The 20027-nt window shown below is 45.1% G+C and carries 17 protein-coding genes; 9 read left to right on the top strand and 8 right to left on the bottom strand.

Annotation, left to right across the window (positions count from 1 at the left end; translation table 11 throughout):
- Positions 1–25: 25 nt before the first annotated feature.
- A complete protein-coding gene (locus MHB49_RS23435) occupies positions 26–637 on the top strand; it encodes a TVP38/TMEM64 family protein (protein WP_405153197.1) in 612 nt (203 codons plus the stop codon).
- A 247-nt stretch (positions 638–884) separates the two neighbouring features.
- A complete protein-coding gene (msrA, locus tag MHB49_RS23440; protein ID WP_405157223.1) occupies positions 885–1847 on the top strand; it encodes a peptide-methionine (S)-S-oxide reductase MsrA in 963 nt (320 codons plus the stop codon).
- A 140-nt stretch (positions 1848–1987) separates the two neighbouring features.
- Here msrA and MHB49_RS23445 read toward each other — a convergent pair whose 3' ends face one another.
- From MHB49_RS23445 to MHB49_RS23455, 3 genes are all read right to left on the bottom strand, one after another.
- Positions 1988–3028: an MFS transporter gene (locus MHB49_RS23445; protein WP_405153198.1), complete on the bottom strand. Its 1041-nt coding sequence runs from the start codon at positions 3026–3028 to the stop codon at positions 1988–1990.
- Between the two features lie 183 nt (positions 3029–3211).
- Positions 3212–3805: a TetR family transcriptional regulator C-terminal domain-containing protein gene (locus MHB49_RS23450; RefSeq protein ID WP_405157224.1), complete on the bottom strand. Its 594-nt coding sequence runs from the start codon at positions 3803–3805 to the stop codon at positions 3212–3214.
- Positions 3806–4001: 196 nt separating this feature from the next.
- The gene (locus MHB49_RS23455) at positions 4002–4802 is read right to left on the bottom strand and encodes a lipid II flippase Amj family protein (RefSeq protein WP_405153199.1); all 801 of its coding nucleotides are present in this window, start codon (positions 4800–4802) and stop codon (positions 4002–4004) included.
- Positions 4803–5026: 224 nt separating this feature from the next.
- Between MHB49_RS23455 and MHB49_RS23460 the strand changes: the two genes are divergently transcribed.
- Positions 5027–5500 (top strand): DUF2188 domain-containing protein, encoded by a 474-nt coding sequence (locus tag MHB49_RS23460; RefSeq protein ID WP_405153200.1) that lies wholly within the window; start codon positions 5027–5029, stop codon positions 5498–5500.
- A gap of 194 nt (positions 5501–5694) precedes the next feature.
- Here MHB49_RS23460 and MHB49_RS23465 read toward each other — a convergent pair whose 3' ends face one another.
- Entirely contained in the window at positions 5695–6420 is a 726-nt protein-coding gene (locus tag MHB49_RS23465; protein ID WP_405153201.1) for a YitT family protein, read from the bottom strand.
- 924 nt (positions 6421–7344) lie between these two features.
- On the opposite strand from MHB49_RS23465, the gene MHB49_RS23470 reads away from it, so the two are divergent.
- The 4 genes from MHB49_RS23470 (at position 7345) to cysK (ending at position 10642) form a co-directional block, all read left to right on the top strand.
- Positions 7345–8382, top strand: coding sequence for a nucleotide-binding protein (locus MHB49_RS23470; RefSeq protein WP_405153202.1), 1038 nt, complete (start codon positions 7345–7347; stop codon positions 8380–8382).
- A complete protein-coding gene (locus tag MHB49_RS23475; protein WP_062324317.1) occupies positions 8379–8612 on the top strand; it encodes a hypothetical protein in 234 nt (77 codons plus the stop codon). Before MHB49_RS23470 ends, MHB49_RS23475 begins: the two co-directional genes overlap by 4 nt.
- A gap of 401 nt (positions 8613–9013) precedes the next feature.
- Positions 9014–9403 carry a hypothetical protein gene (locus MHB49_RS23480; protein WP_405153203.1) on the top strand — a complete coding sequence of 130 codons (390 nt, stop codon included), beginning with the start codon at positions 9014–9016 and terminating at the stop codon, positions 9401–9403.
- 288 nt (positions 9404–9691) lie between these two features.
- A complete protein-coding gene (gene cysK / locus MHB49_RS23485; RefSeq protein ID WP_405153204.1) occupies positions 9692–10642 on the top strand; it encodes a cysteine synthase A in 951 nt (316 codons plus the stop codon).
- Between the two features lie 512 nt (positions 10643–11154).
- Here the strand turns inward: cysK and MHB49_RS23490 are convergent.
- Positions 11155–13137 carry an ATP-dependent DNA helicase gene (locus MHB49_RS23490; RefSeq protein WP_405153205.1) on the bottom strand — a complete coding sequence of 661 codons (1983 nt, stop codon included), beginning with the start codon at positions 13135–13137 and terminating at the stop codon, positions 11155–11157.
- 186 nt (positions 13138–13323) lie between these two features.
- Here MHB49_RS23490 and MHB49_RS23495 point away from each other — a divergent pair, with 186 nt between their 5' ends.
- On the top strand, positions 13324–14916 hold the full coding sequence (locus MHB49_RS23495) for a catalase (protein ID WP_405153206.1): 1593 nt from the start codon (positions 13324–13326) through the stop codon (positions 14914–14916).
- 607 nt (positions 14917–15523) lie between these two features.
- A complete protein-coding gene (locus tag MHB49_RS23500; RefSeq protein WP_405153207.1) occupies positions 15524–16894 on the top strand; it encodes a right-handed parallel beta-helix repeat-containing protein in 1371 nt (456 codons plus the stop codon).
- A gap of 134 nt (positions 16895–17028) precedes the next feature.
- Here MHB49_RS23500 and MHB49_RS23505 read toward each other — a convergent pair whose 3' ends face one another.
- From MHB49_RS23505 to MHB49_RS23515, 3 genes are all read right to left on the bottom strand, one after another.
- Positions 17029–17310 carry a DUF6809 family protein gene (locus tag MHB49_RS23505; RefSeq protein WP_405153208.1) on the bottom strand — a complete coding sequence of 94 codons (282 nt, stop codon included), beginning with the start codon at positions 17308–17310 and terminating at the stop codon, positions 17029–17031.
- A 125-nt stretch (positions 17311–17435) separates the two neighbouring features.
- On the bottom strand, positions 17436–18698 hold the full coding sequence (locus tag MHB49_RS23510) for an SIR2 family NAD-dependent protein deacylase (RefSeq protein WP_405153209.1): 1263 nt from the start codon (positions 18696–18698) through the stop codon (positions 17436–17438).
- On the bottom strand, positions 18664–19962 hold the full coding sequence (locus MHB49_RS23515) for a hypothetical protein (protein ID WP_405153210.1): 1299 nt from the start codon (positions 19960–19962) through the stop codon (positions 18664–18666). The genes MHB49_RS23510 and MHB49_RS23515 overlap by 35 nt, the downstream gene beginning before the upstream one ends.
- Between the last annotated feature and the right edge of the window lie 65 nt (positions 19963–20027).

Raw genomic sequence — 20027 nt, forward strand, 5'->3', positions numbered from 1 at the left:
TAGTCTGAAAGGAGCGTTTGGGATTTTGCGAAAATGGTTATGGCTCCTCCTATATGTTTTACTTGCCGGAGTCACGTTTATTTACAGATATGAACTGCTGGCCTGGACCGATCTGCATCAGTCCATCCCACTTTTACTCGCCATGGCGACGTTGTTTGCTCTTGTACCCGTAATTCCGTATAAAATTGTCATCATTGCCTTTGGCTACAGTTACGGTACTGCAACAGCAGCTTGGATATGCTGGCTTGGGACCACATTTGCTGCACTGCTGGTATACACCGGAGCAAGAACGATATTCCGAAATCAGGCCAGATCCTATCTCGAACGCATTCGGGGTTTGAATCGATTTACAACATGGATGGAGGCTCATCCCTTCATGGGTATCATGTCTATGCGACTACTGCCCATCGTGCCCCAAATGGCGGTTAATATCTATGCCGGCATTACCTACACCCCATTCTGGGTGTTCATGGTTGCAACGGCGATTGGCAAACTGCCTGCGATTTTTGTTTTTGCCTACGCGGGTGCACAGGCAGAATCATCAATCTGGTTTAGTCTGATCATCCTTGCCGGTTATCTGGTATTCATGACGATAATATTGATCTTGTTTCGCTTGCGCTCTCGTAAAAAAGTCTAATGTCTGAATAGTCTAAAACAGTTCAGATTCATCCTCTTTACGATCCTGCTTGGTTGGCTTGCCAATTCGGGATATAATAGAAGAGTAAAACAAATTCTTGTGTTAACAAATTTAAATACAACGGTAGATTGCTGGAGTGAGTGATCGAAATGGAGCGACTTTTGGCTTTGGACGGCTGTCCAAAACAAGCGGAGCGACAGCTCGAGCACGAGCGCTGGATCTTCATCAGAAATGGAGTGAATATAGCATGGAACAACATTCAAGTGAAAAAGCTACTTTTGCAGGCGGGTGCTTCTGGTGTATGGTGTCCCCCTTCGAGGAACTACCCGGTATTCATAAGATTGTATCGGGTTATACAGGAGGACATACGGAGAACCCAACATATGAGGAGGTCTGCTCGGAAACGACAGGTCATGTAGAGGCTGTTCAAATTACGTTCGACCCGGCCATCTTCCCATATGAGAAGCTCGTTGAATTGTTCTGGCAGCAGATCGACCCAACAGATACGGGTGGACAATTCCATGACCGCGGTTCATCTTATCAGACGGCCATCTTCTATCACAGTGAAGAACAACGCCAGATCGCAGAAGCTTCCAAAGCAGCTTTGGCAGAAAGCGGACGTTTTGACAAACCCATTTTCACACCGATTTTGCCAGCGAAAACGTTCTATGAAGCAGAGGAGCATCACCAAGGTTACCATCACAAAAACCCTGCTCATTACAAACGGTATCGTAAAGGCTCTGGACGTGAAGACTTTATCGAACGTAACTGGTCCGGCAAAGTGGATAAAGAGGGCCTGAAAGAGCGTCTGACGCCGCTGCAATACGAAGTTACCCAGAACAACGCAACCGAACCAGCGTTCCATAACGAGTTCTGGGATCACCACGGTGACGGAATCTATGTGGATATCGTGTCCGGTGAGCCATTGTTCAGTTCCACCGACAAATACGATTCCGGCTGCGGCTGGCCGAGCTTCACCCGTCCACTTCGTGACTATAATGTTAAGGAAAAAACCGATCTTAGCCACTTCATGATTCGTACTGAAGTGAGAAGTCGTGAAGGCGATTCCCATCTGGGTCACCTGTTCAACGACGGCCCTGCCGAAGCGGGTGGAATGCGTTATTGCATCAATTCCGCTGCCCTGCGTTTTGTAGCCAAAGAGGATCTGGAAAAAGAAGGTTATGGCGAATACAAAGTACTGTTTGAATAAGTCATTAATCCTACAATACAGCCAAGAGCAGCGGGATGAATCATCCCGCTGCTCTTTTTTGGAATAGATGTGTCACAGACAAAATTTCGGATTCATTCAAACTACTTAGTGCCATGATAAACTTTCACTACACTCCAGACTTAGGTGCATACGTCCTCCTTTGACGAATTGCCGTTGATAGCCGCGATCTGTTCGTCTTGAAACTGAATTCTCATGCCCGGAACAATACTCAGGATCATGATCGAAGCTGAGATAATATAAACGATAAATAACGAAGTCTGATTCATGATCACGCCTGCCATAGAAGAGCCAAGCAGCATCGCCCCAATGAATAAGGGTGTAATGGTGCCATTCACTCTCCCAATCAAGTGTTCATCAATCCGGGTAACCATGTACGTGGAAATGACGATGTTGATAAAAGCCAAACTGATAGAACCCAGAAAACCCATCCCGAGTGTTAGCCAGAACTGGTTTGATAATATTTCACCCATCGTGGTTACAGCAAGACACACCACTCCTGCCAGCAAGACCGTTGTATGATTCAGTTTGCCACTGACAGCAGCAGCGATTCCCCCACCAATCAGCAAGCCCAGCCCGGATGCACCTGATAGAAACTGCAAGAATGTCTGCTCCAGTCCCAATCGCTCGGTAATCAGGAATATTCCAAGGGGATTGATAAGTCCTGCAGACAGCCCCACACAGAAAAATACCAGGCCAAGCATTTTTAATGAACGGGATCGACCTACATATTCCCACCCCTCTTTCATTTCGGCCAGTAATGAAGTTTCTGCTTCCCGCTTGGAGGAATCCTTCGGCAAAAATGTAAGGAGTATGGCAGAGAAGACAAACAACATGAGCAGCACATACATGGAAGCCATAATTCCCATCACGGTATATATAAAAGTGCCAACGATTGGTCCAATAATCAAAAATAGGGATTGGGCACTCTGTGTTATGGCAATAGCAGATTGTACTTGCTCTCCTTTTATATTTCTTTTCACAATCTTCAGAGACGATGGCTGGGAAAATTGACTAACAATTGAGGAGGCTAACGTGGCAACATAGAGAATCTGCCAATACCCGGAAGACAGAACACCAATAATCGAGAATACAAAAATAGGGGCATACTCAAGCACGGTAATGAGGGAAACTGCGATTGGACTGCCCTGTGTCTGATTCATAATATAGTAGAGGATCGCCATATTCCGTATCTATATGGCCAGGTTTTGCAGCAGATCCGACCCTGTAACGATAAGAAAAGCTTTATTTCTGAATAAAGTGCCCATTCTTCATCCCCTTTTTAAACCGACTGTCCGGTTTATTAATATCCAAAAAGAAACTGACTTTACATCAGCTTTTCTTGGTTAACGTTGTTGAATTCCTGTCAGCAGACTGGTCATGCCCATGTGGTAAATACGTCGAATATCGGCCACATCCTTCTCATAATACAATGTACTCAACCCACTAAACAGGCCGTTGACAATATACATAAGGTCCTGCGGATTTCCCGATTTCAACTCCCCGTCTTCAATCCCTTTTGAAATAATGCGCTCATAGGTTGCATAGGGAATTCGGATTAGGGAGAGCATCTCGTCAAGCATCGCCTGACTGACAACTTGACCCGAGACGAACTCGTTAATGGCATGATTAAGCGGATTCTCCAAATCATCGACGTAATGATCGGCAAGACCATATAATTTATCTATGGCTGTCTCATATTGGGCTTCTTTATCCAGCCAGGCATCCATCCAATCTTCATTATTAAGCTTAATCAGATACATAAAAAGCTCTTCTTTGCTTTTGAAATGATAATATATACTACCTTTACTCCGATTATTAATTGTACATATGTCCTCCATCGAGGTGGCCCCATATCCCTTTTGGGCAAACAGTTCTTTGGTATTACGCGCTATGTCTTTCTTGATCTGAGCAACATCTTTTCTTCGTTTGACTTCGATGGAATATCACCCCTCCAAAATAAACCGACTATTCAGTCTAATAGTAACACAGCCATATTTTCCCGTCAATGTGAATGATGTACTCCGTCTCCCTTCATGGGACGTATCTTCCGTTAAAATAATCCCCCCTTCCAACTCCCTATTGGTCAAACCGCTTTCCTCCATCCCTTGTAACTGTTCCCCCAAACCAGAATCGTTACATCGTCCCCACTATCCAACCGATCCAGTAAGCAAATGGGATTAATAAAAACTGAGCCAACAATGTGCCAAACAAACGGGATACAAGCATGCAGCCATAAATCTGATTCATCCGATTCAGCCGGATTTCACCGCGCAGTGACTTGTCGCTGAGCAACGAGATACGAGGATCAATGAGGATGGTTAGCAGAATCGTTGCTACACCGTTAATGAGTCCGGTAGATTGCGAAGCAGCTACAGCCTGTCCTGGATAAAGATACGCAGCGTAAAGACTGGACAGAACTCCAGTCGTATAGATGGCTGTCACCGCTATATTCATCGTCATTAGACGTCTCGGCATTCCGTTGTGGACTAACAATTTTGCCATTTTCCATGATGGAGGGGTAATGTAATATGTCGCGTTTTTGATCTTGCTACGTTTGAGCATACCTCGAACCATCGACGGGATGGAGCCTGCCGCTTCAAAATGAACAACCATGCGTGAAGCGAGCTTAACCATGGTGGGGAAACATAAAATGGCTAGAGCCGTCCCTACAGTAGCCGCGCCCATAAGCCAGTGCAGTTGTGCTGCAAAGTGTGGATTCCCTCCACTTGTCGCTGTGTCCACCAAATTGCCTACCATCGGCCCTTGTGCCATATTGGAGGTACGCGACACCAGCAACAGAATACCAGACAGGGATAAAGCCAGCGCTATTCTGCGAGTACGCAATCCCCCCAGGCGCAGAGCATAAGACAGGCTATCTGCCGCATGAATCAACATCGTAAATAACATGGGAATCGCCAGACTCAAACTAAACATATGTAATCTCCTTATCTTTATATATATGTGCCTTGAATCCAATTTTCACTATGGAAGCATTATACTCCTCGTCCATATAAAAGTATAGAAAGGTGAATCAATAATCCACTATGCAAGCTTGTACGAAGCCACGGTAAATCCATTGGGCTCATCTAAACAAACGTTTATCCATCTCCGTATGGGGTAATATACAACTAACTTGTATTGTACAGGAGGGAATCAATATGCCGTGGAATAAACAGGACTATCCCGTTTCCATGAAAAATCTGGAGCCTCGTGTCAGAAATAAGGCCATCGAAATTGCCAATGCACTGCTGGATGACGGTTATGAGGAAGGACGCTCCATCGCAATTGCTACTGCAAAGGCAGAAGAGTGGGATGAGAATCATCCCAAGTCAGAGAATTCCAAACAGAACTCCAAACACTCTTCAGCTGATAGCAAATCGCAGCATGGAAAATCTTCATCTCCACGCCGACATTCCGAGCCTGTCTCTTCATCCAAAAGCCATGATAATATTCATGTCGTTCCTACAGACTCTGGCTGGGCGATCAAAGAAGAAGGCCAATCCAAATCTCTGGCTACGTTCCGAACCAAAGCCGAGGCTGTGGATGCTGCCAAAGAAAAGAGTGAAAAACAGAACATTCGGGCTATTATCCATAATGAAGACGGGCAAATCGCTTCTTCCATCAAGCCTTGAGTGACATCTGTTCTAAAAATAAGACGTATTGTGAATGTACAATGTTCATTTGTTTCTTTACTGAAGATAGCAAAAAGCCCTTTCGCCGCTCATGGAATCATTCCCATCAAGCATGCAAAAGGGCTTTGTGTTTGGTATGAGGCAAGCCCACCTTACTCGAGCAGCATTCATTACGAATAGGGTGGCTGTTTCGTTTAATGCGAAACTCCTCTAGCAGCCACCGGGGCTCGTTGTGAAGCACCGCTGACTACTTTGGCTGCAGTCGACACGGGCAGCTTCACAGCTGAGGTGGTAACCGTCCGGCGAGCCGGGAAACTGACCATGTACGTAATCACTTTGCTGGCAATCCATACGGCCAGAATGGTATATAAAGTTTCTTTTACCGGTAGAAAGAAAAGCGACAATCCCAGTACAAACGCATCGCTGACAAAGAAAACCGTTCCCAGCTTCCAGCCCTTCCAACGGCTAATGAGCACCGCCAGAATGTCATCTCCGCCTGTTGCTCCGCCGAATCGAAGCACCATGCCAGCGCCCACGCCGGTGATCACACCGGACAGAACTGCCGGAATCCACAGATTACCGTGAAACGGAATGACCAGGGTGGAGTACCGCTCAAACCCGTCATAAAACAATGAGAATGCGGCCACACCCAGCAGCGCCTGAATCATGAACTTCCAGCCCTTGATGAACCAAGCCAAAATCATGACTGGAATATCCAGCAGCAGCATGCCGATCGCAGGTGATAAGCCTGTCGCGTATTTTCCAAGCAGGGCCAGACCGACAAATCCGCCCTCCGATAAATGATTCTGATAATTAATGTGATAGTAGGCAAATGCCAAAATAAATGTTCCGAGCAGCATAATGGCGAACTTTCCCGCCTCTGTCTTAACTTGTTGTAAGGTTAACGATGTTCTCTTCATTCAGGTTCCCTCGCAGTTTGGTAAAGGTTGGTTTATACCGACCGTACCCTGCAAAAGGCAAGCCTGGAAGAAATCATCGTATTTGTCCTTCGAATATTATTCATTCCAATCCCCTCTTTCGCAGAGTCAGCCGTTTTTTTCTTTACGGTGGTGTACTCTACAAGGGGCGCTAAGTGTAAGAGAGATCGTAACGTTTCCAGATCGTCCTTGGGGAGATTATCCTTCGGGAACTCATGGTATCCTGATCCTTTCTGTCTGTTGGTGGTTAGCTGTGCTTGGTTAAACGAATTGAAATATTACACTATGCACAAAGTCGAACGTCTGATATCACACTTAACCCACTTCGATTGCAGTACCCTCTTTCGATCGCTGTTATCCACGAATTTTTCTGATCCCATATTTCAAATGGGAAAATTCGTTGATAAAGGCGAACGCTTCGCTTCTACAGACGGGTTCTGCACTCTTCGTTCCTGTGTGAATGTGAGTTCAACATGATTCAAAACGTGTAATCATTCATTCTGCTTAAACATCAAAGCTAACTTGCTTATTCTTCTATTATATAACACCGATATGATTGGGTCGAAACAGCAGACCCTTCAAAAATGCGCAAAAAGCACACTTTGTCCTGCATAAGCCGCCAAACAGCCACACCAGGACAAGCTTCTCTACCTAATAGTGCAACCTGCTCCTTCATTCTATGATTGAAGCTTCCAAATATAACTGTCCAGTCACCCAACTGTGACAATTTGGGGCCATTTTTTATTTTTCCGCGGATTTTAAAGGAATCATTTTCCTCTTGCACATACACTATAGCAGATGTAATCGGCTTATCTTTGATTCAGCTAAACGTTTCCAGACTTACTCTGCTTTTTATGGTATAATATAACAATTGATTCCCACTACCCGTTTAAGCGAGGCGGATTGATGAAAACGTTAAAGCCAAGAGTGTTTATTGGCTGCTCGCTGGAAGCGAAGCCGATTGCAGCCGCAGTACACGAAAACTTGCGTTTCTCGGCCGAAGTTACCCCTTGGTACTCCGGAGTTTTTAATCCAAGCAGTTATACCATGGACGATTTGGAAGCAGAAGTCCGCACGACTGACTTTGCCATTTTTATTTTTCATCCGGATGATATATCAAAAATTCGCGGGAAGTACTATGCCTCCGTCCGTGATAATACAATGCTGGAAATGGGTTTGTTTATGGGTCGGCTAGGACGAAAGCGTATTTTTTTCATTCTTCCTGAAGATATTACGGACATCAAAGACACCTCCAAGATCGAAGGTTTACGCATGCCTACAGACCTGCTGGGGTTAAATCCACTGGTTTATGAAATTCGTTCAGACGGGAAATGGGCGCCAGCAGTTTCGGTGGCCTGTTCCAAAATCGCCGACAGCATCGAAGAACAGGGACGTTGGAGCGATCCCGAAGTGGAAAAAATCATCGAAAAGCATAAAAGGTCTGAGGGGGAAGCGCGGTTACAGCTGCTCAAGCTGCTGCGATTCTTCAGGGAGTTACTGCGTACCCGCAAAGCAGATGCAATCATGTTGGAGCGAATGAGCGATGCACTTCGTAGTGCATTTGTATCCCTTCCTCCATTTGCCGTGCGTGGGACAGCCATATACCGTACAGATGACAGTGGTCATATTGAACAATTATGTGGTAATGTTGGGGAACCGGGGAGAAAATATAACTTGTCCGCTAACGACGACAAACAACCTGATGATCCGAAGCGAATTCTGGTTATTGATTCTTACCGGGAGAACAAAATCAAGATCAATCTCTACGACGACTACCTTGAGAAAGAGTATCTGCTATGCTATCCTGTAGCCAAGAGGTATGTAATCACAGTCCATATTATTGGACATATTGAAGCGGATGAGGCGATATTTCAGCAGATGGATTTGGAGAATCGTCATCTGTTCAACGCGATCAACGATTTGTTAGGAGGCGAACCGGAATGAAACCGGAAACGAAAAAAATAAGCAAGCGCTGGGGCAGCGAGAAAAAGGTACGCCTCAGTTCTGCGCCCGAATCATCACGACCGGTTCCGGAACCCAAGGAAGAAGATCGTTTCCACAAACCGGCCGTACCGCTAACTACGATTGGCCCTTCCCTGAAGGGTAAAGAAAAACCTTACAAAGTGATTCTGGAAAAAGAGGCTCTATACGAAAAGCCTCAGTATCTGGCCTAACCGCTTTATGCTCATATACAACTCTGCCGTCTGGTTCGGCAGATGATCTGCCCCTGCCGCCCAAGGCAGGGGCTTTTTGTTGCAATGCTTCCGAAATCCCTTCATAACCTTCGCTTTACCAACGGACCAAAAGCTCTCTACCTCTTCATCTCTTCCTCTGATGCATTAAGTCGTTTTCTTTATGCCCTTAGGTTTCCTGCAAAACCCAAAAATTATACCTTATTTTGGAGAAGGCTTGTCCCTATTTAACCGCCTGCAACCTCAGCATAAATCACATACGGACTACTTCCAATATTTCTCGGTTGTATTGTGTATCATCATTGCATATATTGATTATAATATAAGAACATACGTTCTGTAAATAAGAACATGTCCGAATCCAAGGTTAAGGAAGTGAAAGTATGTCATCATCCCCTTCCGCCCCATCCCCTGCGGATGAAGACCACCGATTGATTAAAAACATGGTTGTACGCACCCTGCTGCTGGATGTGCTTGAACGGGATATACGCACACTGGATACGTTGCAGCTGAAAATGCCAGAGGTCTATATTCTGTCGCTAACCCGCATTCAGAATGATGTACTTAAGGAAATGCTGACGCTTCGCAAACAGATGAGAACTCGTGGCGTCAAGGTTCTGGAGGAGAAACGGCAAATTGATGGGATCGAAACCCAGTATCTGTGCAGAGGGTATTTGCAGCGATTTTATATGCTCTGGACGTTTGCGCGGAATGAAGTAAAAAAAGAGCTTAGTCGACATCTCGATATGGACTTGACGCAGACTCAACTCTGACCATATTATACCCAAATATGACCCTGGCTGATTGTTCTGCTGATCTTCTCCTCATATGCTCGCTCAAATTTGGATCTCTTCTCCTTAAATGAAACAAGTTGACCCGAGTAGAGTCTGTTCATTAAGATGGAATAGAGATATCCAACCATTCCGATCAGGCAGGGACTAATTCCACTCCTATAACAAATACAAGCCTTACGGACATTAACGGTGGACAGACTTGTTCAGTAGGGTTTGAGTTCAACCGGATTAGCTCACAACGTCTCATCAATCAAGGAGTTGTACTTCATGGACTTGAATATTAAAAATCAAACACCCGCACATACAGGCATTGCCGCAGATGTTACCGAACTGATCGGCCAGACACCTGCCGTCAGATTGAACAGACTTACAGGCAACGATTCCGCTGATGTATACGTTAAGCTGGAATATTTCAATCCCAGCGGCAGCGTCAAAGACCGTGCCGCCTACAACCTGATCGTCCAAGCTGAACGGGCAGGGCTGCTGCTTCCCGGTGCAACCATCATCGAGCCGACCAGCGGCAATACCGGCATCGGTCTTGCGATGAACGCCGCAGCCAAAGGATATAAGGCCATTCTAATCATGCCGGACAACATGTCCAAAGAACGCATCAACATTCTAAAAGCCTATGGCGCAGATGTGGTGCTCACCCCTGCTGCGGAACGGATGCCTGGTGCAATTCGCAAAGCGAAAGAACTTCAGGCCGACATTCCGGGAAGTTTCATTCCGCAGCAGTTCGAGAATCAAGCGAACCCGGATATTCACCGGATCACGACCGCTCCCGAGATTATGCAGCAAATGGATGGCAAGCTGGATGCTTTTATTGCCACGGCGGGAACCGGCGGCACCATTACCGGAACGGGCGAAGAACTGCGCAAGCGGCTACCCGATATCCGTATATATGCGGTGGAGCCGAAAGGTTCTCCGGTGCTGTCCGGTGGCGAGCCCGGACCACACAAGCTCGTCGGTACAAGTCCGGGGTTCATTCCGGACATCCTGAATACCGACGTGTGGGATGCCATCATCCAGGTGTCCGATGAGGACGCACTGGATACGATGCGGCAGCTTGCTGCCCGGGAAGGGCTGCTGCTCGGCCCTTCCTCTGGGGCTTCGGTGTGGGCCGCCCTTCGCATCGCGAAGGAACTGGGGCCGGGTCACCGGGTGCTCTGCATTGCGCCGGATACCGGGGAACGGTATTTGAGCATGGGTATTTTTTAACATAGCTAAGTCTGTACACACCAAAAAGGGACTCTCCCCTAAGTCATGAGCCCATAAGTTATAAGCTTGACAGAGGCCCTCCCTTATTCGCTCATGGGTTATTAGTTCTAATGAACCTGACACACGCTATTCGCTCCTATTTGCGCAGGTCTGACATGTAACGAATCATAGCGACGTTATTACTCCGAATTCAGTCGATTTACAGGCTTAAAAGCTATTTTCGGCGGGATAACGTTACTGAGATTCGTTAAAATTTACATCTCTTCATTATCACTCTAATAAGGTGTGATAGGTTCGTTAGAATTTTGGAGCGATGTGGAGTGAGGGGAAATTCCTCAAAAAAAGAGAATAGAAGTACATTGCAGGAACCATCATAATAAAAAAATATGCTCTTGGTCACATACGGATGATGCATCCGCAGAGAACAAGAGCTTTTTCTGATGGGAGCCGTTTCGGCCCGGTTAGAACATAGAATCTAATGTACGATTTAGTATGGTTTTAGGATTTAGTCGTTAGTGTGTCAGGGTTGTCCATTCCACACCTTCGGGAAGCAGGGCCGCAATGCGGTCTTTGGCTTCCTTTTTGGTATACAGTGATTCATCCAGGATGGCCGCCGAACCGGAATCACTGCTCGTCCGAATCAAACGTCCTAGACCTTGCTTCACACGCAGCAGCATGTACGGCAGATCGATCTCTTCATAAGGCGAAGCCGATGCATTTCGTTTGGCATTAAAGACAGGATCTTGCGGTGGATATGGAAGCGACAAGATCATGACGTTAGATAGCGATGGTCCCGGAACGTCGAGTCCTTCCCACAGATTGACGGAGCACAGCACACTCTCCTCATCCTGCTGGAACGCCGCGATCAGATCACTGATCTCCCGGTCGCCCTCATACATAAAGCGCAAACCTTCTGCTTCAGGTATATGAACGATATCCTGCTTGAATGCACGAAGCTCTTCCATCGTACGGAACAGAATCAGCGCACGTCCTCCGCTCTCCTGAAGTAACGACACCGCATCACGCATGCGATTTTCATTCTCCGGGTGACCAGGTACCGTTTCATCGGTAATCTTCATCTGCATTTTATCCGCATAATCATACGGGGAAGCCACCGAGAACGATACAAAATCGTCGATACCTAGGCTGTCAGCCACATAACGGAAAGAATTGTCCACGGATAATGTTGCGGATGAAAATACAATCGGAATGCCTGTGTTGAACACACGCTCGTTCAGAATTTCCTTCACGGTACGCGGCATGATCGATAATGTCGTTTCATCTTCGCTCTCTTCCGCCCAGCAGATGTACCCATCTTCCTTGCGGAACAGGGATAACGCAGACTGAATCATATCCAGATGTTCTTCCACGACGCGCATCTGATAACCATCCAGCGAGAACAATCCGCTCTCAAATACCAATTCTTCGCCAATTGCATCCAATACGCTGGTCAGACGTTCAATCTCACGCAGCAGCGGCGGTTCTACCCGAACTTCTTTCCGTTCCGATCCGGGAATGGCTACCGTATACGTATCTAGCAGCGCAAACAATCGTTCACTGCTCTCAATCGCTTCATCCACTCGCTCCGCGAGAGATTCACGAATCTCGCCTTCAAGCAGCCGGGTCACGAGCTCCTCGAAGATACGGTGTTTCAATTTGTAGCTCAGTGCGTTCAGGGCTGCTTCTTCCAGCAAATGTCCTTCATCAAATACAACCGAGCTGTGATCAGGCAGCAGTGGCAGTTGTCCCTCGCGTTTGCGCGCTTCATAGGTCCACACATGCTCCATGTAATAATCATGGGAACAGATAATAATGTCTTTGGAACGACGGTAATGGTCACGCGACAGCGTCAAGCCGCAGCGTTGTCTTTTTGGACAAACGAAGCAGTCTTGAAAAGGGTCCCAGTTGATTTTGTTCCACTGACGATCGTTCAGATGTGGATATTGTTTGCGGTCACCATACGGATGGAATGCCTGAAGCGTACCCGGCGTGTTCACAAAATCCGGAAGGCTCTCATGCACCTCTTCAATCACCTGTGCGTCCTCGTCTGCAAATCTCATCGCACTTAATTTGTTCAAACAGACGTATTGGTCCGGTGATTTGCCCATACGTGCATCTACTACCAAATCCAGATGTTCAGCGAGCTTTGCAATATCTCCACCTGGCTTCACCAGCTGTTCAATCAAGGACTCATCGGCACAGGCAATCACGGCCGGTTTACCTGTATAACGTGCATAACAGACCGCGTAGAGCAGATAGACTAACGTCTTGCCTGTCCCTACACCAGCCTCAGCCATAATGGTCTTTTTATCTCCATAGGCCCGTTCGAGCTGGTACGCCATAAAAATCTGTTCATCCCGTACCTCGAAGCCGGACTCTGGCAAAATATCGTAAAAAACATCGGCAACCCACTCTCCCAGACGGGATACAAAAGGTTCAGCCGGATCATATGCAAAAGGATAACGTTGTGTAGACAATCCTAGGTCAGCCTCCATTCTTAGACAAGCGGTCCAAATTTCATTTTCCGTTCAAAAAAGGCCGCTGGGCAAAAGTTAATTATCCCACGCAGTAAGGTTGGTGACAAGCTTTTTTTTGCTAGGTTATTTGCGAGGTTTAATGTATAGAACCAATTTACAGGGAAAATATATACAAGAATCCACTTTAAGGAAAGGCGGTGCTCCATGGATAATCAGTCTTCACACCCTGAGCATTCCTCAGACACAGCGGCAGACACATTAACAGACCGACAGGGTCACCCCATCACGGACAATCAGAACGTACGAACCGTGGGCAGCCGCGGACCGACTACGCTGGAGAACTATCATTTTCTCGAAAAAATTACACACTTCGACCGCGAACGTATCCCGGAACGGGTCGTGCATGCCCGCGGGGCTGGAGCTCATGGCGTATTTGAAGCATATGGAACGGCGGGAAATGAACCCGTATCGAAGTACACGAGAGCACGTCTTTTTCAGGAAAAAGGCAAACAAACGCCCGTGTTCGTACGCTTCTCGACCGTCATTCATGGCGGGCATTCCCCGGAGACGCTGCGGGACCCGCGCGGATTTGCGGTTAAATTTTATACCGAAGACGGCAACTGGGATTTGGTCGGCAACAATCTAAAAATCTTTTTCATCCGTGACCCGCTCAAATTCCCGGATATGGTGCATGCCTTCAAGCCAGACCCGTTGACCAATGCACAGGATATGGAGCGGTTTTTCGATTTTGTCTCGCTAAGTCCCGAAGCTACCCATATGATTACGTTTCTCTTCTCCCCTTGGGGAATTCCGGCCAACTATCGGCAAATGCAGGGGTCGGGCGTCAATACATACAAATGGGTGAATCAGGAAGGCACTGGTGTACTCATTAAATATCACTGGGAACCGCTCAATCAAGGCATACGCAACCTGCTCCAGAAGGATGCCAGCGATATTCAAGGGCAGAACTTTAACCATGCCACACTCGACCTGTATCACGCCATCGAACAAGGAGACTATCCCGAATGGGAGCTGTGTGTTCAGGTGATGGAGGATGGTGAGCATCCAGAGCTGGATTTTGACCCGCTGGACCCAACCAAGCTGTGGCCGCAGGATCAGTTTCCGTTTCTGCCTATAGGCAAAATGACGTTGAACCGCAATCCCGAAGATTATTTCACTGAAGTGGAGCAGGCGGCGTTTGGCACAGGTGTATTGGTGGATGGACTCGATTTCTCGGATGACAAACTGCTGCAAGGACGCACCTTCTCCTATTCGGATACCCAGCGTCACCGGGTGGGTGCGAACTATCTGCAACTACCCGTGAATGCGCCGAAGAACCGGGTTGCAACGAATCAGAGCGGCGGACAGATGCAATATCAGGTGGATCGTGCACCGGGGCAGAATCCGCATGTGAACTACGAGCCTTCCTCTCTTGGTGGGTTAAAAGAAGCTACACCGCGCGGCCCGGAACATGAACCGTTGGTGGAAGGCAGGCTAGTGCGTGAGAAGATCGAACGTACGAATGATTTTGGACAAGCCGGAGACACCTACCGGGCATTCGAGGATTGGGAGCGGGATGAGCTGATCAGCAACATGGTCGATGCTCTGGCCCAATGCAAACCGGATATCCGGGAGCGCATGATCTCTCATTTTACCCAAGCGGATGCCGACTACGGTCGTCGTGTAGCCGAAGGACTGGCGTCAGTGCCAACCGATGATAGTGCGACAGTTCAACCGAAACATGAACCAAGCGTGGAGCAAGCGAAGAAGCGCAGTCGTGAGACGGACGGATATTAAGGTAGCTGGACCGCGTTTAGACTTATAAGTCAACACTGTTAAAGCATGTGTGTGAGTATTTGGAGTGAGTATTTCGAGTAAGCAGATTGCATTCTGAATAAAACATCGCCCTGATCGTCAAGTTGCCAATTGCAGCTGAGATCAGGGCTTTTTCATGTTTAACTCGGGGGCGATCTTCACTTCAGTACGCATGCTGCTATTAAATTTGAATTCAGTGAAGTTCATAGGAGTGGATCAAAGGTAAAACGGATGCTCTGAGGATGGAAAAGCGTGTTTCGTTACGTTCATTTCAGACGATTCTTCGTTAAATGAGAGCTATCACCCAATGGAAAGATTACATAAACCCAGTGATATTACAGGCATTGGAGGCTTCCAGGCCTGATCTGCCTGCATGTAACTCCATCTGATCAGATGATTATTGATGATAACACTTACAACATTTACCATAAACCTGTGTCCGGGTGGTTACCCTTTAGCTAGCCGGACGGTATGACAAAGCACGTGGCGTATCAGGTTTTACTCTCGTTGAAGGTACGCTCTGTTCAGTCCATGCACGGTTGCCCGCCAGCTCGATATCTTATTCCAATTAACCAAGGAGGCTTGCATCATGAAATTATTCCCTTCCAATTCTACTCATGCATCTGCACGATCCCAACGTTCCCTGAAATCCAAAATGACCAACATCTGTCTTAGTGCTGCGTTCCCTCTATTACTGTTAAGCGGTGGTTCAGTGGGTGCCGCAGAACTGCTGGAAGGCGGATTGCCTCATGCCTCAGAATCAGAGCCAGTGGTAAATAGTTCCAATCTTACGCTGGCCGCGGGTGATTTATATGTGTCCCCTAACGGCTCTGCCAGCAATCCGGGAACGATCAACAGTCCGACGTCACTTGCTAACGCTCTGACCCAGATCGCTCCAGGCAAAACGATCTATCTGCGCGGCGGAACCTACAGTTTCTCGCAAACGATTACCATTGAACGCGGTAACAGCGGCACTGCCTCACAACGCAAAAATCTGGTCGCCTACGGATCGGAAAAACCAGTCTTTGATTTCTCGGCCCAAACGTTCGCTTCCACCAATCGTGGGCTTCAAATGTTCGGAGACTATTGGCTCGTCAAAGGGCTTGAAGTGAAGGGTGCGGGCGACAACGGTATCTTTATCGGGGGCAGCTACAACCGTCTGGAGCAGATCGAAGCCCATCATAACCGGGATACAGGTATTCAGATGGGACGTTATGCTTCCACTGCTGCCAAGAGTGAGTGGCCTTCATATAACGAAGTCATTCGTTCTTACTCCCACAACAACTATGACCCGGATGACGGCGAGGATGCAGACGGTTTTGCCGCCAAGCTGACGGTCGGTCCAGGGAACGTCTTTGACGGCTGTATTGCTGCCTATAACGTAGACGATGGCTGGGATCTCTATAGCAAAACAGACACAGGCGCCATCGGCGCAGTGACGATCCGTAACAGCATCGCTTACGGCAACGGCGCCACCGCCGACGGAACATCCACTTCGAACAGCGATGGTAACGGCTTCAAGCTGGGCGGCGAGAAAATTGCCGTGAATCATATTGTCGAGAACAATATTGCATTTAATAACAAAAAGCATGGCTTTACCTATAACAGCAATCCCGGTTCGATCCAGATGACCAACAACACCTCCTATAACAATGGGCAGAGCAACTTCGCCTTTGATGTAGGCACCCACATCTTCACCAACAATCTGTCCTTCCAAGGCGGCGCCAGCGACAAAACCAGCGGAACCGATGTCAGCAGCACCAACGTCTGGTGGAAAAACAAAAAAAGCGTCAACGACAAAGGCCTGCTCGCCAGCGCAGCCGACTTTATCTCCCTCGTGCCTTCGGTAACCCGTGCCGCAGACGGCACCCCTGTATTGGGTAACTTTCTGAAGCTTGCGGGTGGCAGTGATCTGATTGGGTCAGGTACGCCAGCGGGTAAGAATATTGGGGCGCGGTAGGTATGAGTTGGTGAGATAAAAGAATAATTTATAAAGCAATGTCCCCTCCCCCATGCCAGCCTGATCGGTGGTAATGGAGAAGGGGATTTTGAATTGCTGTGTATTGTCTGCTGGCTCATAAGGTAGAAAGATACTCACGATTTGGCTAAAACCTCAATTATCAGTCTGCCGCCTGTACGAAAACCTTGCTCAAACGCAGCTTCCACGTACATAGATGTAGATTGTCCAATCAAGTCAATTAGTTGCTCCAAGGCATCATATTCTGTATCCGGGAGCTTTGTTTTGTAGTTTCGCATGATATCCGATATTTGGCTGTTAATCTCGTAATACTCGGCCTGCTCAGGATGAATCGACTCGTCCAACCGTAGGTTCCCGTGAAACAAATCTTCGATCAGGTTTGACATATTATCTTTCATGATAAGGTCACCTCAGAAAGATTGTAACTCACAAGATGAGGTGAGATGGGAATTTAGCGGGAAATGCGCTAAGCTGAAAAATTGGACAAAATATTAATTATTGTAAGATATAATTAAAAAATCGATTAAAAAGGAATCAAGTCATTATCATTATCAATTAAAAAAGTTATTAATACTTTTATTGCTTTAACTAGATCTGTGCTATCTAAATTCCCTTGAGAATCTTGTTTCACATTTAAACTAATAACTTTTATGTTCTTTGCATTGAATTTTCGTACTAATTCATTATCCGCATTAGGAATAATAATATAGTGCTGGGAAGATACTAAAGTGATAATTTTTTCAAATAATTCTTTGAAAAAATCATCATTGAAAGAGAATCCCACAAATAATAAAGGTTTATTATTCATAATTGATCCAAAACGCATCATTAACTCTACATTTGCATACAGATTTTGATAATCTTCTCTCGATACTATCATCGTATCTTTTTTATTCAAGTGTCCATGTAAATGAATAACTTGATTATTACCTGTCATTAATTTTCTAATACTATTTATTTCACTTAGGCAGATTGGAGCTGTATATTCTTCATTTTCGTAAGTAAGAAATTCACTCATATACAAATCATAATTTGTTGTCAAATAAAAGTTACTATTCAGGGCAACTAAGTCATTGTAATTATGTTCTACTTCATTAACGTTTTTTATTCTCATTTCTGCAATGATCTCAATAATTCTTTCTTTCACTTGATCATAGTTTGAGTATTCGAACGAATTACCTTTCAGAAAATCAAAAGCAGTCAAGAGATCTCCATTCTTAACTAAGATATTAAACTCCTCTTCAAGGTGCTCATTCGAGAAACTATTATCGTTTAACTTCACTAAAAGTCCTTGCCAATTGGGTAAACCAAGAGGCATTGAAACACCCGAACCTAAAAAAGGAATCAAATCATTCTTATCATTTAAAATGTATTTCAAATTTTTTTTGTAAGCAGTATTTAAATATGCTTTGAATTCTACATTTTGATTTGCTTTTCTTATTAATTCAATTAATTGCTCATTTACTATATACATTTCTGTTACTTCGTGTTCTTCATCCTCAATACTCCCATCACAAAGCTCACATCTTTTGTCATCAATTGAGGTAATTGACTCTCCGTTATCAAAGGGACAGTAGTAATGAATGTTTTGATTCAAATAACCAAAATCATTCATATTTTTTAGTAGAATTTGCACTTCTGATTTTGAAAAATTCCCGTACAAAGTTCTTTTACTAAAGTTTGAATAACCAACTACTTCTACCAAACTCCTCATTATGTCTAATGAATCGGAGTAATCCAATTTAAAATCTTCAGCTACGGCATTGATCAATTGTTCCAATGACATGTTGGATTAACTCCTTGCCCAAAAAATTTCTTCCTTTGAACCGAATGTGAAGGCCGAATGAAGTTGATTCAATTGAAGTTTGTTCAATCTCATCCTCATTTTTATTTTTTGGATCTCTGAACCAAGATAAAGACCATTTATTTAACATTCTTGCTTTTTCAAAGTCAGTTAATAAACTATACAAAGTTTCAGATTTAGCAATTGGTTTCGATTTCACAGAAGTTCCAGTTGAACTCCTATTCATACGGCTATTTTTGTAATCTATGTTAGTTGGAAATCCCAAAAGATCTTTCTCAACTGCCTTTTGGGCCATTTCCTTATCACTTATATTATTTTCTACATGTAGTCCGAGGATAAGATAATTAATTCTGGTTGAGAGAACACTTTGTTGTTCTAATGTCGGTTTTTTTCCCAACTCCTTTAGAATCCTCACTATTTTACGCGTAACCGAAATAACATCTTTTTCTGCAGAAGTTATTACTTCAGTCCGGACATCATCAATCAACTCCTCATAAAGTGACTTACAAAATTCAAACATTCCCTGACGATCTTTTTCGATCATCTCTTTCCTTGCTTCAGCATCGCTTTCAACAAGATTTATAGTTAAGGGCAGAACAAAATTTTGGAGAATAAATTTATGATACCCTTGAACGCTTTTGATTGCCTCATCTCCTTCATCAAGTACATTTGATGTGTGCTTAACGAATATCGAACATATTTTCTTTTTTAAGTTTATTTCGACTGCTCCTAACATGTATCCAGGATAAGTCTCTTTAGCTTTTTTCAAAGTCACCGATCTCCCTACCAAAAAACGCACTTCAGTAACTTGACTTCCATCTTGCTTATAGTCAAAACCTGCAATGAAATTTGATCCAATCTTAGGAACACTCATTCCATCTAGCAAATAGAATCCATTAACGCTCATTAAGTCTTGAATGGTAATTGGAGCAGAAACTTTAAACGAATCTATAATTTTTTTAGCAGCCTTTTTAAACAAATCTATCCCCAAAGAAGATGGATCACTTATTTTATGTACAAAAATATTGGTTAATCGACCATACATAATATTCTCAAATAAAGTTCTGTTTAATTCATTGAAATCGTTTCCTTTCTTCTCATAATAATTCTCATAAAATTGCGTTAGACTTTCAGCTGAATCATCATTGTAATTCAATTTTTTTTGAATTTGATCTTTAAACTCTTTAAAATTAGCGTGTTCAATAAATCTCTTTCCATTAAATAAATACACACTCTCTGTTTCCATTTTTAAACCCCCTATTTAGAATTCAAGAAAAATTATTTTATATATTGTAAATTCATTTAACAAAA

Origin of the sequence: Paenibacillus sp. FSL K6-0108 (assembly GCF_045040695.1) — a bacterium.
GTDB lineage: Bacteria > Bacillota > Bacilli > Paenibacillales > Paenibacillaceae > Paenibacillus > Paenibacillus pabuli_B.

Coding starts and splice junctions, on each gene's coding strand:
- msrA (WP_405157223.1), top strand. CDS start 885: ATGGAACAACATTCAAGTGAAAAAGCTACTTTTGCAGGCGGGTGCTTC.
- MHB49_RS23445 (WP_405153198.1), bottom strand. CDS start 3,028: ATGAATCAGACACAGGGCAGTCCAATCGCAGTTTCCCTCATTACCGTG.
- MHB49_RS23455 (WP_405153199.1), bottom strand. CDS start 4,802: ATGTTTAGTTTGAGTCTGGCGATTCCCATGTTATTTACGATGTTGATT.
- MHB49_RS23460 (WP_405153200.1), top strand. CDS start 5,027: ATGCCGTGGAATAAACAGGACTATCCCGTTTCCATGAAAAATCTGGAG.
- MHB49_RS23465 (WP_405153201.1), bottom strand. CDS start 6,420: ATGAAGAGAACATCGTTAACCTTACAACAAGTTAAGACAGAGGCGGGA.
- MHB49_RS23470 (WP_405153202.1), top strand. CDS start 7,345: ATGAAAACGTTAAAGCCAAGAGTGTTTATTGGCTGCTCGCTGGAAGCG.
- MHB49_RS23475 (WP_062324317.1), top strand. CDS start 8,379: ATGAAACCGGAAACGAAAAAAATAAGCAAGCGCTGGGGCAGCGAGAAA.
- MHB49_RS23480 (WP_405153203.1), top strand. CDS start 9,014: ATGTCATCATCCCCTTCCGCCCCATCCCCTGCGGATGAAGACCACCGA.
- cysK (WP_405153204.1), top strand. CDS start 9,692: ATGGACTTGAATATTAAAAATCAAACACCCGCACATACAGGCATTGCC.
- MHB49_RS23490 (WP_405153205.1), bottom strand. CDS start 13,137: ATGGAGGCTGACCTAGGATTGTCTACACAACGTTATCCTTTTGCATAT.
- MHB49_RS23495 (WP_405153206.1), top strand. CDS start 13,324: ATGGATAATCAGTCTTCACACCCTGAGCATTCCTCAGACACAGCGGCA.
- MHB49_RS23500 (WP_405153207.1), top strand. CDS start 15,524: ATGAAATTATTCCCTTCCAATTCTACTCATGCATCTGCACGATCCCAA.
- MHB49_RS23505 (WP_405153208.1), bottom strand. CDS start 17,310: ATGAAAGATAATATGTCAAACCTGATCGAAGATTTGTTTCACGGGAAC.
- MHB49_RS23510 (WP_405153209.1), bottom strand. CDS start 18,698: ATGTCATTGGAACAATTGATCAATGCCGTAGCTGAAGATTTTAAATTG.
- MHB49_RS23515 (WP_405153210.1), bottom strand. CDS start 19,962: ATGGAAACAGAGAGTGTGTATTTATTTAATGGAAAGAGATTTATTGAA.